The sequence below is a fragment of the Paraburkholderia sp. J69-1 genome, assembly GCF_905220255.1.
Lineage (GTDB): Bacteria > Pseudomonadota > Gammaproteobacteria > Burkholderiales > Burkholderiaceae > Paraburkholderia.
In genome coordinates this window covers 60218-76041 of sequence record NZ_CAJMZG010000012.1, presented here as the reverse complement: position 1 = coordinate 76041, position 15824 = coordinate 60218, and the positions used below count along the sequence as shown (strand labels likewise).

General features: G+C 65.1%; 16 protein-coding genes. 10 read left to right on the top strand and 6 right to left on the bottom strand.

Features of this window, described 5'->3' with window-relative positions:
* Window positions 1-59: 59 nt before the first annotated feature.
* The 5 genes from mtgA to mpl all read right to left on the bottom strand — a co-directional run bounded on the left by mtgA (window position 60) and on the right by mpl (window position 5963).
* On the bottom strand, window positions 60-860 hold the full coding sequence (gene mtgA / locus U5A67_RS22345) for a monofunctional biosynthetic peptidoglycan transglycosylase (protein ID WP_321816206.1): 801 nt from the start codon (window positions 858-860) through the stop codon (window positions 60-62).
* Between the two features lie 19 nt (window positions 861-879).
* Window positions 880-1725 (bottom strand): shikimate dehydrogenase, encoded by an 846-nt coding sequence (gene aroE, locus U5A67_RS22340; RefSeq protein ID WP_321816205.1) that lies wholly within the window; start codon window positions 1723-1725, stop codon window positions 880-882.
* Window positions 1722-3869, bottom strand: coding sequence for a ribonuclease catalytic domain-containing protein (locus U5A67_RS22335; RefSeq protein ID WP_321816204.1), 2148 nt, complete (start codon window positions 3867-3869; stop codon window positions 1722-1724). The genes aroE and U5A67_RS22335 overlap by 4 nt, the downstream gene beginning before the upstream one ends.
* Window positions 3870-3987: 118 nt before the next feature.
* Complete coding sequence (locus tag U5A67_RS22330; protein ID WP_321816203.1) at window positions 3988-4563, bottom strand: YqiA/YcfP family alpha/beta fold hydrolase; 576 nt, start codon at window positions 4561-4563, stop codon at window positions 3988-3990.
* On the bottom strand, window positions 4560-5963 hold the full coding sequence (gene mpl, locus U5A67_RS22325) for a UDP-N-acetylmuramate:L-alanyl-gamma-D-glutamyl-meso-diaminopimelate ligase (protein WP_205983402.1): 1404 nt from the start codon (window positions 5961-5963) through the stop codon (window positions 4560-4562). The genes U5A67_RS22330 and mpl overlap by 4 nt, the downstream gene beginning before the upstream one ends.
* Before the next feature lie 246 nt (window positions 5964-6209).
* On the opposite strand from mpl, the gene U5A67_RS22320 reads away from it, so the two are divergent.
* The 10 genes from U5A67_RS22320 to U5A67_RS22275 all read left to right on the top strand — a co-directional run bounded on the left by U5A67_RS22320 (window position 6210) and on the right by U5A67_RS22275 (window position 14784).
* Entirely contained in the window at window positions 6210-6851 is a 642-nt protein-coding gene (locus U5A67_RS22320; protein ID WP_205983403.1) for a UDP-N-acetylmuramate--alanine ligase, read from the top strand.
* A gap of 20 nt (window positions 6852-6871) precedes the next feature.
* On the top strand, window positions 6872-7438 hold the full coding sequence (locus U5A67_RS22315) for a TlpA disulfide reductase family protein (RefSeq protein WP_321816202.1): 567 nt from the start codon (window positions 6872-6874) through the stop codon (window positions 7436-7438).
* A gap of 194 nt (window positions 7439-7632) precedes the next feature.
* The gene (gene aroQ, locus U5A67_RS22310; protein WP_205983405.1) at window positions 7633-8085 is read left to right on the top strand and encodes a type II 3-dehydroquinate dehydratase; all 453 of its coding nucleotides are present in this window, start codon (window positions 7633-7635) and stop codon (window positions 8083-8085) included.
* A gap of 102 nt (window positions 8086-8187) precedes the next feature.
* On the top strand, window positions 8188-8655 hold the full coding sequence (gene accB, locus U5A67_RS22305; RefSeq protein ID WP_205983406.1) for an acetyl-CoA carboxylase biotin carboxyl carrier protein: 468 nt from the start codon (window positions 8188-8190) through the stop codon (window positions 8653-8655).
* A 188-nt stretch (window positions 8656-8843) separates the two neighbouring features.
* The gene (gene accC, locus U5A67_RS22300; protein ID WP_321816201.1) at window positions 8844-10211 is read left to right on the top strand and encodes an acetyl-CoA carboxylase biotin carboxylase subunit; all 1368 of its coding nucleotides are present in this window, start codon (window positions 8844-8846) and stop codon (window positions 10209-10211) included.
* A gap of 3 nt (window positions 10212-10214) precedes the next feature.
* Window positions 10215-11111: a 50S ribosomal protein L11 methyltransferase gene (prmA, locus tag U5A67_RS22295; RefSeq protein WP_205983408.1), complete on the top strand. Its 897-nt coding sequence runs from the start codon at window positions 10215-10217 to the stop codon at window positions 11109-11111.
* Window positions 11112-11230: 119 nt separating this feature from the next.
* Window positions 11231-12634, top strand: coding sequence for a DUF3426 domain-containing protein (locus tag U5A67_RS22290; RefSeq protein WP_321816200.1), 1404 nt, complete (start codon window positions 11231-11233; stop codon window positions 12632-12634).
* 111 nt (window positions 12635-12745) lie between these two features.
* Window positions 12746-13246: a thiol peroxidase gene (gene tpx, locus U5A67_RS22285; protein ID WP_205983410.1), complete on the top strand. Its 501-nt coding sequence runs from the start codon at window positions 12746-12748 to the stop codon at window positions 13244-13246.
* A 76-nt stretch (window positions 13247-13322) separates the two neighbouring features.
* Window positions 13323-14264, top strand: coding sequence for a carbohydrate kinase family protein (locus tag U5A67_RS22280; RefSeq protein ID WP_321816199.1), 942 nt, complete (start codon window positions 13323-13325; stop codon window positions 14262-14264).
* A 43-nt stretch (window positions 14265-14307) separates the two neighbouring features.
* Window positions 14308-14784, top strand: coding sequence for a glycine zipper 2TM domain-containing protein (locus U5A67_RS22275; protein WP_205983412.1), 477 nt, complete (start codon window positions 14308-14310; stop codon window positions 14782-14784).
* Window positions 14785-15104: 320 nt separating this feature from the next.
* On the opposite strand, the gene U5A67_RS22270 is transcribed toward U5A67_RS22275, so the two are convergent.
* The gene (locus U5A67_RS22270; protein WP_321816198.1) at window positions 15105-15806 is read right to left on the bottom strand and encodes a histone H1-like DNA-binding protein; all 702 of its coding nucleotides are present in this window, start codon (window positions 15804-15806) and stop codon (window positions 15105-15107) included.
* Window positions 15807-15824: the final 18 nt, after the last annotated feature.

The window sequence follows — 15824 nt, the reverse complement described above, 5'->3', positions numbered from 1 at the left end:
AGCGCCGGTTTATGCCGGCGCTTTTTCATTGCTGCTTTTTCATTGCTGCTTTGTCTCGCTTATTGCTGGGATTGAGGCAGTTCCGCCGCGCCCATCCGGCGCGCGATCACACCGGCCCGCTGCGACAGATACGCGGAATTGCGATGATCGTCGAAGTACTTGGGGCGCGGCAGCATCACCGCCAGCCGCGCCGACTGCCACGCTGTCAGCTTCGTCGCGCTGGTCTTGTAGTAATGCTGCGCGGCGGCCTGCGCGCCGTAGATGCCGTTACCCCACTCCACCGAATTCAGATAGATCTCGAAGATGCGCTCCTTGTCGAGCAGCGTCTCCAGCATCCACGTGATGATCAGTTCCTGACCTTTCCGGATATAGCTTTTCTCGCGCGAAAGAAACAGGTTGCGGGCGAGTTGCTGCGTGATCGTCGATCCGCCGCGCACGATATGGCCGCGCTTCTTGTTGCGCTCCCACGCCTGCAGGATGGCGTCGGTTTCGTAGCCGTTGTTATTGACGAAGTTGGCGTCCTCGGACGCGATGATCGCGCGCTTCAGATTGCGCGAAATCTGCTCGTACGGCACCCACTGATGCTGGATGGCGAGCCCGGGGTGATCGGCCGCGAGATATGCGGCGTCCGAGCGCATGAAGGCCGTTGTCTGCGGATCGACAACATTCCAGGCGGCGATCTGCGCGAAGTAGAAGCCTTGCAGCGCGAGCCACGCGACCACGAACACCGAAGCCGCGTAGCTCAGCCAGCGCAGCGCGCCCGGCCGCTTGCCGCGCGGCTCGCCGGTGCGTGGACCGCCGCGTGCAAACTGACGCCCGGCGATGCCGTCGGTGCGCGGCGCGGCTGCTTCTCTGCGCATGGCGTGGCGCTGCGTGGGCTTAAACCTGCGCCGCCAGCTGCGCGCGCAGCGCGGCCAGCACGGGCGCACCGTCCGGACGCACGCCGCGCCAGACGAAGAACGACTCGGCGGCCTGCTCGACCAGCATGCCCAGACCGTCCGCAGCGCGCGCGCCGAGCGATTCGGCGTGACGCATGAAGACCGTCGGCTCGGCGCCGTACATCATGTCGTAGGCCAGCGTGCCCGCACCGAACGCGCGCGCGTCGCACTCGGGCAGCGCGGCATCGAGACTGCCTGCCGTGGCGTTGACGATGATGTCGTAAGGCTTCGCATCGACAGCCTGCGGACCGCCGCCGTTGAGCAGGCAGCCGAATTCGCGCGCCGCGCCTTCGAATTGCTCGATCAGCGCATGCGCTTTCTGCGCCGTGCGATTGACGATGGTGATTTCGAGCGGATGACGTTCGAGCATCGGCAACACCACGCCGCGCGCCGCACCGCCCGCGCCGAGCAGCAGCACGCGCGCACCCTTGAAGGCCACGCCCAGATTCACTTCGATGTCGCGAACGAGGCCGAAACCGTCGGTGTTATCGCCGAAAATGCCGTCTTCGTCGAAACGCAGCGTGTTGACCGCGCCGGCCGCCGCCGCGCGCGGCGACAGACGATGCGCAAGCGCATGCGCTTCGAGCTTGAACGGCACGGTCACGTTCAGGCCACGGCCGCCGGCCGCGCGAAACGCCTGCACGTGCTCGACGAAACCATCGAGCGGCGCAAGCAGGCGGTCGTACTCGACCGGCTCGCCCGTCGCTGCCGCGAACTGCGCGTGAATCGACGGCGACTTGCTGTGCGCGATCGGGTTTCCGACTACCGCGTATCGATCGGCGCTCATTCGCGCGGCTCCGTGGCGTGGTGTTCCGCTTGCTCGGCTTGTTCGGCTTGCTCGCCGCCTTCTCGCGTGGCGCCTTCTTCGGCGTTGGCATCGCTGGCAGCGTCAGATTCCGCTTGCGCTTCGGCTTCGCTTTGCGCCGAATCGTCGGCGGCGTCGATCAGTTCTTCGTCTTCGCCCGACTCTTCTTCCGCCTGCTCGCCGCTCGTTACGACCGGCGCGTCGAGCACGCGCAGCATACGCACCGAAGCCTCGATCGTCAGTTCGTCGATCGACAGCACTTCCATCATCAGACGCGTACCGCGCGCGTGCACGCCGAGTGCGGGCACGTGCATGAGCAGCGGCACTTCCTCGAAGCGCACCAGATCGTCCTTGACGACCGTGGCCGGGAATTCACGACGCGGCTCGCCGCCGCCTTCACCGCGCATTTCCTGCTGGAGCCAGCGCAGGCACCAGAAATACTCCATGCGGCGCTGATGATCGGCATAGGCCGTATAGGTTTCGTCGAAGCCCTGCACGACCGCGAACAGATCGGCGTCCTTGGGCTTGAACGGCGCGACCAGCTTGGCGGCGACGCCATGCTCCACGCACGCGAGCAACTGCCACTGGTTCACGAGGTCGACGTAACGGCGCAGCGGCGAGGTGCTCCACGCGTATTGCGCGACGCCCAGACCTTCGTGCGGCGCGGCGTTGGTCTGCATGCGCGTGCGCTTCGGGCCCGACGGCGCGCCGAACGCGCGCTGCGAGCGGTAGATGCCCGGCACGCCATGATCGTTGAGGAACGCGCCCCACGTGGAGTTCGCGAGAATCGCCAGTTCGGCGACGATCATGTCCAGCGGCGAACCGCGGCGGCGCGGCGTGATGTTGACGTGCTCGCCTTCCACGTAGAAGTTGTAGTCGGTGTTGCGCTGCACTTCGCGGCGCAGACCGTAGCCCGCGCGCGCCTGCTGGCGCTTCTCGAACAGCGCCTGGGCGAACGGCCACAGAATCGCGATGTCGTCCTTGTGCGGATATTCGCCCGTGCCGGCGGCCAGCGTCTCTTCCGTCACGACTTCGTCGAGCGTGTTGTGGCGCAGGTTGTTCTTCACGAAGACGCGCTCGGCGCGCGTTTCCGTGGCGACGATTTCCTGCGTCTCGCGATTCACGATGCTGTAGAGCGACAGCGCCGGGCGCATGCCGCCTTCCTTGAGCGTGAAGGCATCGACGAAATCGTCGGGCAACATGGTGATCTTGTCGCCCGGCATGTAGACCGTGGACAGACGCGTGCGCGCGACCGTATCGGCCGTGTCGCCACGCGCGATGCCCAGCGCCGGCGCCGCGATGTGGATACCGATGCGCACGCGGCCATCGGCCAGATGCTCGATGGAGAACGCGTCGTCGATTTCGGTCGTGGTGACGTCGTCGATCGAGAAAGCCTGCACATGCGGGGCCGCATCGGGCAGATCGTCGGGCAACGCGCCCACTTCGACCGGCGGGAAACCCGTGCCGTGCGGGAAGAATTCAGCGAGGAAACGCGCTTCGTGCAGGGCGCGCGGCGAGGCAATGCCGCCGCATTCCAGCATCAGGCGCGGCATCGAAATGCCACGCGCAGCGGCCGCCGCTTCGAGCGCCTTGTACTCGATCGAGTTCTTGTCCGGCTTGGTGAGCAGACCCAGCGCCTTGTCCTTGAGCGCTTCCGGCAGCTTGCCGGCCTTCATCTCGTCTTCGTAGCCAGCCTGCACGAGCGCCTGCTGGCGCTTGCGTTCCAGCGACGCCAGCGCCATCTTGAGCTGCTCTTCAGGCGCGCGCTGATACTGGCCGCGGCCCTTGCGGCGGAAGTACACGGGCGAGCCGTGCAGACGCAGCACGAGCGCAGCGCGCTCGACCGGGCCGTAAGTCTCGCCGAAGTACTCGCTCGCGAGCGCCGTATAGACAAATTCGTCGGCGGGCGCGCATTCCCACAGGAAATCGAGATCGATCTCCTGCGCGGCGGCGTCGGCCTGTTCCAGCAGATCGCCGGCGGCGGGCTTCTCGAATTCGATCAGCACGTCTTTTGCGCGCACCTTGGCGCGGCGTCCGCCCGGCAACTCGACCTGGAACGCATCGCCCTGCTTCGACAGCACGCTGCCGGCCTTGAAACTGCCCGATTCCTCAAAGAAAACGTTCACTCAACACTCTCGTTCAGTCTTGCTCTCACCGGCCAGGCGCGGCGCGCCCAGGCGGTGCTGCTGTATACATATAGACGCTCGCGCGAAACGCGAACGGCGCGACGCCCAAGGTTTTTCCCTAAACTGCGTCGCAGAACCGGATGACTTCGTCGACGTAATCGGCGAATTCGCTGATGCCGTGGTCACTGCCTTCGATCAGGTGCGTGGCGACACCGGGATAGTGCGCCAGCATCTCGCGGTAATCGAGCACTTCGTCGCCGGTCGCGGCGATCAGATAGTAGCGCTGTGGCTGGGTGATCTGCATAACGGCCAGCGCACGCAACTCGTCAAGATGACGCGGCTCGACGACGATACTGCCGCCGCCGTGCCAGAGCGGCTGCTCGCCCAGATACTTCGACAGATCGCGATCCGGCACGACCGCCGGATTCAGCAGCGCGGCGCGCCAGCCGTGCTTTTCGGCCAGATACGTGGCGAAAAAGCCGCCCAGCGAGCTGCCGATCAACGTAATACGCTCGCCGGCTTTGGCGTGCGCGCGGATTTCGCTTTCGATCTGCGCGACGGCTTCGGCGGGCGAAACCGGCAGCGTCGGGCACAACCACTCGCCCTCGCGGCCCAGTTCGGCCATGCGCGCCGCCATCAGGCGCGCCTTGAACGACTGCGGCGAGGAACGGAAACCGTGCAGATAGACGATCACGTCGCGCTCCGCGCCGCGAGCGCATCGAGCAGCTTCTGATGCACGCCGCCGAATCCGCCGTTGCTCATCACCAGCACCTGGTCGCCCGGACGCGCGGCGGCGCAAACCGCCTTCACCAGCGCGTCGAGGTCGTGGTAGGCGTGCGCCTTCTCGCCAAGCGGCGCGAGCGCGCCCGCCAGATCCCAGCCCAGTGCGTCCTTGCCGCTGGGCGCGCCGTAGCCGAACACGAGATCGGCATCGGCGAGACTGGCCGGCAGTTGCGCCTTCATCACGCCGAGCTTCATGGTGTTCGAGCGCGGCTCCAGCACGGCGAGAATGCGCGTGGGTTTGCCGGACTCGTCATGACCGACGCGCGTGCGCAGGCCGGCGATCGTCGTTTCGATCGCCGTGGGATGGTGCGCGAAATCGTCATAGACGGTCACGCCGTCGACGCTGCCGCGCACTTCCATGCGGCGCTTCACATTGCGGAAACCGCCGAGCGACTGCGCCGCCTGCGCGGGCGGCACGCCCACGCTGCGCGCGGCGGCAATCGCCGCGAGCGCATTCAGGCGGTTGTGCTCGCCCTGGATCTGCCAGTCGACCACGCCCACGCGCTCGCTGTCGTGATAGACGGCGAAGCGTTCGTCCACGGTCGCGCCTTCTTCGGCCGGCAGCGCCTGCCAGCCGCCATCGACGCCGAAACGCTCGACATCGCTCCACACGCCGCGCGTCAGCACGCGATCGAGCGCTTCGCTGCGGCCGTTCGAGACCACGCGGCCTACGCCTGGCACCGTGCGGATCAGATGATGGAACTGCGTTTCGATCGCGGCGAGATCGGGGAAGATGTCGGCGTGATCGAATTCGAGATTGTTCAGCACCGCGGTGCGCGGGCGGTAATGGACGAACTTCGAACGCTTGTCGAAGAACGCCGTGTCGTATTCGTCGGCTTCGATCACGAAGAAGCTCGAATCGGTCAGCCGCGCGGAGATGCCGAAGTTCAGCGGCACGCCGCCGATCAGAAAACCGGGATTCATGCCCGCGTCTTCGAGCAGCCACGCGAGCATCGAGCTCGTGGTGGTCTTGCCATGCGTGCCCGCCACGGCGAGCACCCACTTGTCGCGCAGCACGTGTTCGCCGAGCCACTGCGGGCCGGACGTGTACGGCAGGCCGCGATTGAGGATCTCCTCCATCAGCGGATTGCCGCGCGACACCACGTTGCCGATCACGTAGAGGTCCGGGTTCAGCGCCGTCTGGCTCGCGTCGTAACCTTCGATCAGGCGGATACCCTGCGCTTCGAGCTGCGTGCTCATCGGCGGATAGACGCCCGCGTCGCAGCCGGTGACCGTGTGGCCCGCACTGCGCGCGAGCACGGCGAGACCGCCCATGAACGTGCCGCAGATGCCGAGGATATGGATGTGCATAAGCCTGTCGCGCCGCGCGGGCGTCGTGAACGGGTTGATCGGTTTTTTGGGATGGGTGAAGCGGGACGGCGGCGCTGACAGGCAGAACCGCCGGGGCAAAGAACGGTATTGTACCCGAGCCATTGGGCCTTTTTCGCCGCAGCGGGCCAGGAGGCGGTCGTGGCGGCCTGCGGTCCGGCCCCACGGCTGACGCGCTGCGCGGGGCCGCCGCCGGGTGGGCCATGCGTTCTCTAGTATGATTAGCGCATGATTCGCAGAGCTCATTTCGATCCCCAGCGCGTGCGCGAGGAAATCGCCATCGCGGCAGCAAGAATGATTGCCGAGGACGGCCTGGATTACGCCACCGCCAAGCGCAAGGCCGCGCGGCAGGTGGTGGGGGACACCCGTGTCGAAGGCGTCTGGCTCCCCGACAACGACCAGATCGAGGAAGAAATCCGCGAATATCAGGCCCTGTTTCAGGGCGACAGCCAGCCGGCGGTGCTGCGGCGTCTGCGCGAGATCGCGCTCGACTGGATGCTCAAGCTCGCGGCCTTCAACCCGTTCCTCACGGGCGCGGTGCTCAACGGCACGGCGGGCGAGCACTCCGACATCCATCTGCAGATTTTCTGCGACGACGCCAAGGGCGTCGCCATCTGGCTGCTGAACGCGAACGTGCAATATGACGTCTCGGAAACCCGCCACTTCGCCGCGCGCGGCTATGTGGAAACGCTGAGCTTCCTGTGGAAGCCGTCGCGTGTCGAGGAACCGGTCGGCATTCACGTGGCGCTCTACAATACCGACGACCTGCGCGGCGCTGTGCGCGCCGATGCACGCGGGCGTCTGCCGCGCGCCAATGCGCAGACACTCCAGGCGCTGATCGACGAAAGCGGCGCCACCTCCACCACCTGACTCATATAGACAGCGCAGCAATGAACACAAAGCGGATTCTGGCCGGCGTCGCAGTGGCGGCGGTCGCAGCCTGCGGCGGCATTCTCGCAGGGCACTTTGCAAACGGCGGCGCTGGCAGCACCGCCGCCATCACGAACGCGGACGCGGCAACGGTCAACGGCAAGCAAAGCGCGGTCGAGCAACTCTGGACGGCCGCCGTCACCAACCCGGACGGCAAGCCGCAGTCGCTCGCCATCTATAAAGGTCATCCCATTGTGGTGAACTTCTGGGCGTCGTGGTGCGGCCCGTGCGTCGAGGAAATGCCCGAGCTTTCCGCGCTGCATCGCGAATACGCGAAGAAAGGCATCCAGTTCGTGGGCCTCGGCGTGGATTCGGCGGCCAACATCAAGACTTTCCTGAGCAAGGTCAAGGTCGATTACCCCATCTATATCGCCGGTTTTGGCGGCGCGGACGTCGCGCGCGCCTTCGGCAATAACGCCGGCGGCTTGCCTTACACGGTCGTAATCGACGCGAACGGCGCCGTTCGGTCGACAAAATTAGGCCAAATCAAACCGGACGAGCTTCGGCACACGCTTGACGCACTTTGACGCGGCTGAAACTTTGACCGGGGCTTAGCAGCCGTACGGCACTTTTTGCTGCCGGAATTGACGCAATTGACTGAAGATGAACCTCTCCGAGCCTTACCCGGCGAACTGAGGGTCATATCAACCGTTTGGAAAACTAGACAAATTTCTCTAATCGGCGCTAAAGTTCGCGCAATTCCACGGAAAAAGAAGCGACCATGACGCGACTGCTGGTTTTGCACGGACCCAACCTCAATCTTCTCGGCACCCGGGAACCGGAGGTCTATGGGCGCGTGACGCTGCCGCAGATCGATCAGGCGCTCGTCGACCGTGCCGCCGACGCAGGCGTGGAGCTGGCGACGTTCCAGAGCAATCACGAAGGCGCGCTGGTCGACCGCATTCAGGCGGCCCGCACGGAACAGACGGACTTCATCCTGATCAACCCGGCGGCGTACACGCACACCAGCGTGGCGATCCGGGATGCGCTGGCAGGCGTGGGCATTCCGTTCGTGGAGATCCATCTCTCGAACGTGCATCGCCGCGAAGCCTTCCGGCATCACTCGTATTTTTCCGACCAGGCCGAAGGCGTTATCTGCGGCCTCGGCTGGAAGGGTTATCTCTACGCGCTCGAATACGCGCTCGACCGGCTCGCTGCCCGGTCGGCCACGTAACTTCGGCGCCGGATAACCGACGCACTCTGAAAGACAACTCTTATCCCGTGCCGGGACGCGCGCGCCCCGGCACCTCACGTATTCAAGCAAAGGGGCTGCACCATGGATCTACGTAAGCTGAAGACTCTGATCGACCTCGTCTCCGAATCGGGCATCTCGGAACTCGAAGTCACCGAGGGCGAAGGCAAGGTGCGCATCGTCAAGAACGCGCCGCCGGTCTACGTACAACCGACCGCAGCACAATTCGCAGCGCCGATGGCCGGCATGCCCGCCGCCGCACCGGCAGCAGCCGGCGAAGCCGCAGCGCCCGCCGCTGCCGCGCCGGCCGTGCCGCAAGGTCACGTCGTGACGTCGCCGATGGTCGGCACGTTCTACCGCGCACCGTCGCCGGGCGCCGACCCGTTCGTGCAGGTGGGCGACACGGTCAAGGAAGGCCAGACGCTGTGCATCATCGAAGCGATGAAGCTCCTCAACGAAATCGAGTCGGACGTCGCGGGCGTGGTCAAGGAAATCCTCGTCGAGAACGGCCAGGCGGTCGAATACGGCCAGCCGCTCTACGTGGTCGCGTAAGCACACCCACCCGCAGATCACGAGAGATCGCATGAGCGCGCCGGCGCTTCGCGCGACATCCCTCTGGCGCCGCACCGCCCTCGCCGGTCGCGGCGCGTGCGGCCACCTGCGCCGCGCGCTCCTCCGGTCCTCCATGGCGGCCCGCCTGCACGGTCATGCGGCGCCCATTGATGAGTCGAATACCCACCATGTTTGAAAAAATCCTTATTGCCAATCGTGGCGAAATCGCGCTGCGCATTCAGCGCGCGTGCCGCGAACTCGGCGTCAAGACGGTCGTCGTCTATTCGGAAGCCGACAAGGAAGCCAAGTACGTCAAGCTCGCCGACGAAGCCGTCTGTATCGGCCCGGCGCCTTCGAACCTGAGCTACCTGAACATGCCGGCGCTGATCAGCGCGGCGGAAGTCACCGATGCCGAGGCGATTCACCCCGGCTACGGCTTCCTGTCGGAGAACGCCGACTTCGCCGAGCGCGTCGAGCAATCGGGCTTCACCTTCATCGGTCCGCGCCCGGAAACGATCCGCATGATGGGCGACAAGGTCACGGCCAAGCAGACCATGATCAAGACCGGCGTGCCCTGCGTGCCGGGCTCGGAAGGCGCCCTGCCGGAGGATCCGAAAGAAATCGTCAAGATTGCGCGCACGATCGGCTACCCGGTCATCATCAAGGCTTCGGGCGGCGGCGGCGGTCGCGGCATGCGCGTCGTGCACACGGAAGCGGCGCTCGTGAACGCGGTCAATATGACGCGCGAAGAAGCGGGCCGCGCCTTCGGCAACCCGCAGGTGTACATGGAGAAGTACCTCGAGAATCCGCGTCACATCGAGATTCAGGTGCTTTCCGACTCGTTCAAGAACGCCGTGTGGCTCGGCGAGCGTGACTGCTCGATGCAGCGCCGCCACCAGAAGGTGATCGAGGAAGCGCCGGCGCCGGGTATCGCGCGCCGCCTGCTCGACCGCATCGGCGATCGTTGCGCCGACGCCTGCAAGAAGATGGGCTACCTCGGCGCGGGCACGTTCGAATTCCTGTACGAAAACGGCGAGTTCTACTTCATCGAAATGAACACGCGCGTGCAGGTCGAACACCCGGTCACCGAGCAGATCACCGGCATCGACATCGTGCAGGAACAGATCCGTATCGCCGCCGGCGAGAAGCTCTCGTTCCGCCAGCGCGACATCCAGTTGAAGGGCCACTCGATCGAGTGCCGTATCAACGCGGAAGATCCGTTCAAGTTCACGCCGTCGCCGGGCCGTCTGACCTCGTGGCACATGCCGGGCGGTCCTGGCGTGCGCGTCGATTCGCATGCCTACAATGGCTATTTCGTGCCGCCGAACTATGATTCGATGATCGGCAAGCTGATCACCTACGGCGCGACGCGCGAACAGGCGATCCAGCGCATGCGTATCGCGCTGTCGGAAATGGTCGTCGAAGGCATTTCGACCAACATTCCGCTGCACCGTGAACTGATGCTCGACGCCAAGTTCGTCGAAGGCGGCACGAGCATTCACTACCTCGAAAGCCGTCTGGCCGAGCGCCAGGCTGTGAAGAAGGACGAAGCGTAATTCATGAGCTACCGGGAACTGATCGTCGAGCTCGAGCGTGATCGCGCGGAGGAACTTTCCGACGCGCTGCTCGATCTCGGCGCCCTCTCGGTGTCGGTGGAAGACGCCGACGCCGACACGCCCGACGAGCAGCCGCTCTTCGGCGAGCCGGGCCTCACGCCCGAGCGCACCGCGTGGCAGCATTCGCGCGTGATCGCGCTGATCGGCGAGGATCAAGACCCCGCCGTGCTGCTCGCGGCCGCATCGAACGAACTGGGCCTGCCCGAGACGCCGAAGCACACGCTGCGCGAAGTCGAGGAACAGGACTGGGTGCGTCTGACGCAGTCGCAGTTCGAGCCGATTCCGATCGGCCAGCGCATCTGGGTCGTGCCCTCGTGGCATGACGCGCCGGACCCCGACGCACTCGTGCTCGAACTCGATCCGGGCCTTGCGTTCGGCACGGGCAGCCATCCCACCACGCGTCTGTGCATGGAGTGGCTGGAGCAGCACGTCGAGACCGGCAAGTCGCTGCTCGACTACGGCTGCGGCTCGGGCATTCTCGCGATTCTCGCGCAGAAGTGCGGCGCGAATCCGGTGATCGGCATCGACATCGATCCTCAAGCGGTCGAATCGGCGCGTCACAACAGCGAGCGCAACCGCGCGGATGTCACCTACGGCCTGCCGGACGACCTGCAGGCAGGCGAGTTCGACATCGTCGTGGCAAACATTCTTTCGAATCCGCTCAAGCTGATGGCGTCGATGTTGAGCTCGCGCGTGAAGCCGGGTGGCCGCATTGCGCTGTCGGGCATCCTCGCCCGCCAGGCCGAGGAAGTGGCGCAGGTGTACGCGCAGTGGATCGATATTTCGGTCTGGCGCGAGCACGAAGGCTGGGTCTGCCTGGCCGGTACGCGTCGCGCATAAGCGCACATTTCGCACCTCAAAAGCCGCCCGCCCGATGGGTGCGGCGGCTCAAGTCGTTAAGCGTCGTGGATTGCCATTAGAATGGCGGGTATCGCCAACCATCCGGGTCCACGGCACACATGCTCCTGGCCACGCGCTGCCCCTTCTGCGAAACCGTTTTCCGTATCCAGCCGGCTCAGCTCGCCGTGCGTCGCGGCCTCGTGCGCTGCGGTCATTGCCAGGAAGCGTTCGACGCATCGGGTAGCCTGTACGACATGCCCGAAAACGGCGATTTCGCGCTGGCCACGCCAGTTGCCGCCGATATCGCCGCCAGCCTGACATCGCAGCATGCGGCACAGGCGGCCGCGGCACAGCACGCGGTCAATGAGGCGCCGGTTGATGTGCCCGCTGAAGTGCAAACTGAAGTGCCCGTTGACGTTCGCACTGAATCGTCGGTCGAAACTGCAGCGCATGCGGCTGAACCGGTAGCACCGCAGGTCGAGGCCGCATCCGAAGCAACTCCCGAGGCAAACCGCGAGCCCACACTGGCTCCCGCCTCCCCCGCTCGTCCGCCGAATTTTTCGAATCCGATCTGGGACCCGTGGGCGCCGCTGCCGGACAGCCATCTCGATCCCAAACTGCAGTACAACGCCGAGCATCTGCCGCAGGCCAGCCTCGCCGCTGCCGCCGTGGCAAAGAGCCAGGCGGCGCGTGAAGTCGAAATGCGCGTGATCCATGACGACGAGCCGACGCTGTCCGCGGCCCTGTCCGCTGCACCTGCGACCGCATCTGAAATCGATACCCCGGCCGAGCCCTTCCCGCCCGCCACGCGCTGGACGCGTTCCGAGCCCGAACTGGTGCCGCCGGAGCCGGTCGCGCCGGCCCGCGCTCACGCGGGCGCCGAGCCAACCCTTTCGTCCAACGAAACAATCCGCACCCAGGGCAACGATCCCGAGCCGCAACTGCGTCGCGCCGTCACCGCGCCCGCCTTCACCGCGCTCGAACCCAACGACGGCGCCGAGCCCTTCGCGGTCACCCGCGAAGCGCCTGCGCGCGCGAAGCGGCATACGGGCTGGCGCATCTTCGGCTGGCTGCTGGCGCTCGTGCTGATCGCCCTGCTCGCGACGCAGCTGATCTGGTGGCAACGCGAAAGCGTGATGGTCTACTGGCCCGCGTCGCAGCCGCTTTATCAGCAGGCCTGCGCGCAGCTTGGCTGCCACGTGAGCCCACCGCGCGACATCGACGGTCTGCAGGTTCAGCCATCCGATCTGCGTCAGGTCGACGATCCGCATCATCTCGAACTGAAGGTGCCGCTGCGTAATCGTTTCCAGGTGGCGCTCGCGTATCCGGCGATCGAACTGACGCTGCTCGACCGCCAGAACAACGTCGTACTGCGCCGCGTGCTGTTCCCGCAGGACTACGCGCCGCCCGGCACGCGCGTCGACGCCGGGCTCGCCGCGCACACCACGCAGACGATGATCGTGCGGCTCGACACCGGCAACGTCGTTGCCTCGAATTTCCGCATCGAGATTTTCTATCCGTAACTGCGCATCCCTCGCACGAGCGCCCGCAGCCTGCGCGCTCGCGCAACCCCGGCGCCCGGCCGCGCCGGGCACGCCACTCACCACAACAGCTTTGAATCCGGAGAGCACATCATGAGTCAAGTCACGCTAGGCGGTAACCCGATCGACGTCGCAGGCACGTTCCCGACGCCCGGCCAGAAGGCCCCGACGTTCTCGCTCGTCGGCAAGGATCTGAAGCCCGTCGCCCTCGCCGATTTCGCCGGCAAGCGCAAGGTTCTGAACATCGTCCCGAGCCTGGACACGCCGACCTGCGCCACCTCCACGCGCAAGTTCAACGAAGCAGCGGCTAACCTCGAGAACACGGCTGTCGTCGTGATCTCGGGCGACCTGCCGTTCGCAGCCGGCCGTTTCTGCACGACCGAAGGCATCGAAAACGTCGTGACGGCTTCGACCTTCCGCGGCCATGAGTTCGCGCAGGCGTACGGCGTGGACATCACGAGCGGCCCGCTGACCGGCCTGACGGCACGCGCCGTGGTCGTGATCGACGCGAACGACAACGTCGTGTACGCAGAGCGCGTCGGCGAAATCAAGAACGAGCCGAACTACGACGCAGCACTCGCCGCACTGAAGTAATCATGGACGGCGGCGCGCGCGACACAAGCGCAGCGCGCCGCCCTCTTTCACCATACGCATCACAGGAATTTTCGCCTTGGCTACGCTTATTTGCGGCTCGCTCGCCTACGACAGCATCATGACCTTCGAAGGTCGCTTCCGGGAACACATCCTGCCCGAGCAGGTGCACATCCTGAATGTGAGCTTCCTCGTGCCGACGATGCGCCGCGAATTCGGCGGCTGCGCGGGCAACATCGGCTACTCGCTGCACCTGCTGGGCGGCGATGCGCGCGTCATGGGCACGCTTGGCGCGAACGACGCGCAACCGTATCTCGAACGCTTCGACGCGCTCGGCATCAACCGCACGCACGTGCAGGCGCTGCCCGACATGTGGTCGGCGCAGGCGATGATCACGACCGATCTCGAAAACAACCAGATCACCGCGTTCCACCCGGGCGCGATGATGCAATCGCACGTGAACAAGGCGGACGAAGCGCCCGGCATCAAGCTCGGCATCGTCGCGCCGGACGGCTTCGACGGCATGGTCCAGCACGTCGAGCAATTCGCGAGCGCAAAAATCCCGTTCATCTTCGATCCGGGTCAAGGTCTGCCGCTGTTCGACGGTGCGTCGCTGCGCCGCGCGATTGAACTTGCGACCTATCTGACGGTCAACGATTACGAAGCTAACCTTGTGAGCCACCGCACGGGCTGGTCGATCGAAGAAATGGCCAGCAAGGTCGACGCGCTGATCATCACGCGCGGCGAACACGGCTCGCAGATCTACCATGGCGGCACGATCGAAGAGATTCCCGCCGTGCAGGCCGAGCGGGTGCTCGACCCGACGGGTTGCGGCGACGCTTTCCGCGGCGGTCTGCTCTACGGCATCGAGAACAACCTCGGCTGGGCCACCACGGGTCGCCTGGCAAGCCTGATGGGCGCGCTCAAGATCGAGCAGCAAGGTCCGCAGAACTATGCGCCCACGAAGGCGCAGATCAAGGAACGATTCAAGGCCGCGTTCGGTTACGAACTGCCGCTTTGAGTGCGCAGCGCCGCGGGAACGGCGTGCATTGGAGTTACGGGAAATGAAAACAACAAGTCGTCTGATTGTCGCCGTCATGATCGCGGGCTCGCTCGCCATGACGGGTTGTGCCTATAACAGCAGTTCCGCCGATGTCTACACCGCCTCGCAGGCGCAGCGTGAAGCCACCGTCCGCATGGCTACGGTCGAAAGCGTGCGTGCCGTGAAGATCAGCTCGAATAACGGGCAGCCCAGCGGTCTGGGCGCAGTCGGCGGCGGCGCGCTGGGCGCGGTGGCCGGCAGTGCGATCGGCGGCGGCCGCGGATCGATCGTCACCGGCATCATCGGCGGCATCGCGGGCGCGGTGGCGGGTAACGCAGTCGAGAATGGCGTCGCGATGCGCGACGGTCTGGAAATCACCGTGCGCCTCGATAACGGCGACTATCGCGCCATCACGCAGTCGGCTACGGGCGAAGTGTTCCAGGCGGGCGAGCGTGTGCGTCTGCTGTCGAGCGGCGGCGTGACGCGTGTGACGCACTAAGCGCACACCAGGCAGCATCCGCCAGGCGCTCGCTAGCGCGTGGCGTTCGAATACCGGTTTCCCCTGTACCGCAGCGGCGCATGCGCCTCACCTGCGGAACCTCAGGCGCATGCTCTCCCCTGTGCATGCGCCTTTTTTCATGCCTGCGTACAGCGCAATGCGTACAGGAAACGCGCCGCCAAAACCTGCGGACGAAAAAAATCCCGTCGCGGAGAACCCTGCGACGGGATTGCAGATCGAGCCGCGCGGACAAACCGCGTGGCCCGACCACCAAGGCGCGCGTTGTTTAACTGACTCTCGCGCGCTTAGGCATGTACTACTTACGGACGGCTGCCCGTGGGGAACGGCCATGCAGCAGCCGGGTTCAGTGCCGTCTTGACCGTTGCTGCGGGTGCAGCCGGTTGTGCTGCAGCAGCAGGCGCAGCAGCGGCGGCCTTCTTCGCCGGTGCCTTGCGAGCAGCCTTCTTCGCCGGTGCGGCCTTCTTCGCAGCAGGCGCAGCCTTCTTCGCAGCGGCCTTCTTCGCGGGAGCAGCCTTCTTCGCAGCAGGCGCGGCCTTCTTGGCAGCAGCCTTCTTCGCCGGTGCAGCCTTCTTCGCAGGCGCTGCCTTCTTCGCAGCAACCTTCTTCACGGCGACTTTCTTCGCTGCAACCTTCTTGGCTGCGGCCTTCTTCGCCGGTGCTGCCTTCTTCGCAGCAACCTTCTTCACGGCGACTTTCTTCGCTGCAACCTTCTTGACTGCAGCCTTCTTCGCCGGCGCTGCCTTCTTCGCAGCAACCTTCTTCACGGCGACTTTCTTCGCTGCAACCTTCTTGGCTGCAACCTTCTTTGCCGGTGCTGCCTTCTTCGCCGGTGCTGCCTTCTTTGCAGCAACCTTCTTCACGGCGACTTTCTTCGCAGCAACCTTCTTCACGGCTGCAACCTTCTTCACTGCGGCCTTCTTCGCCGGTGCTGCAGCCTTCTTCACTGCAACCTTCTTCACTGCGGCTTTCTTGGCCGCCGGTTTCTTCTTGGCAGTTGCCATTTTTTTCTCCTTCAGGTT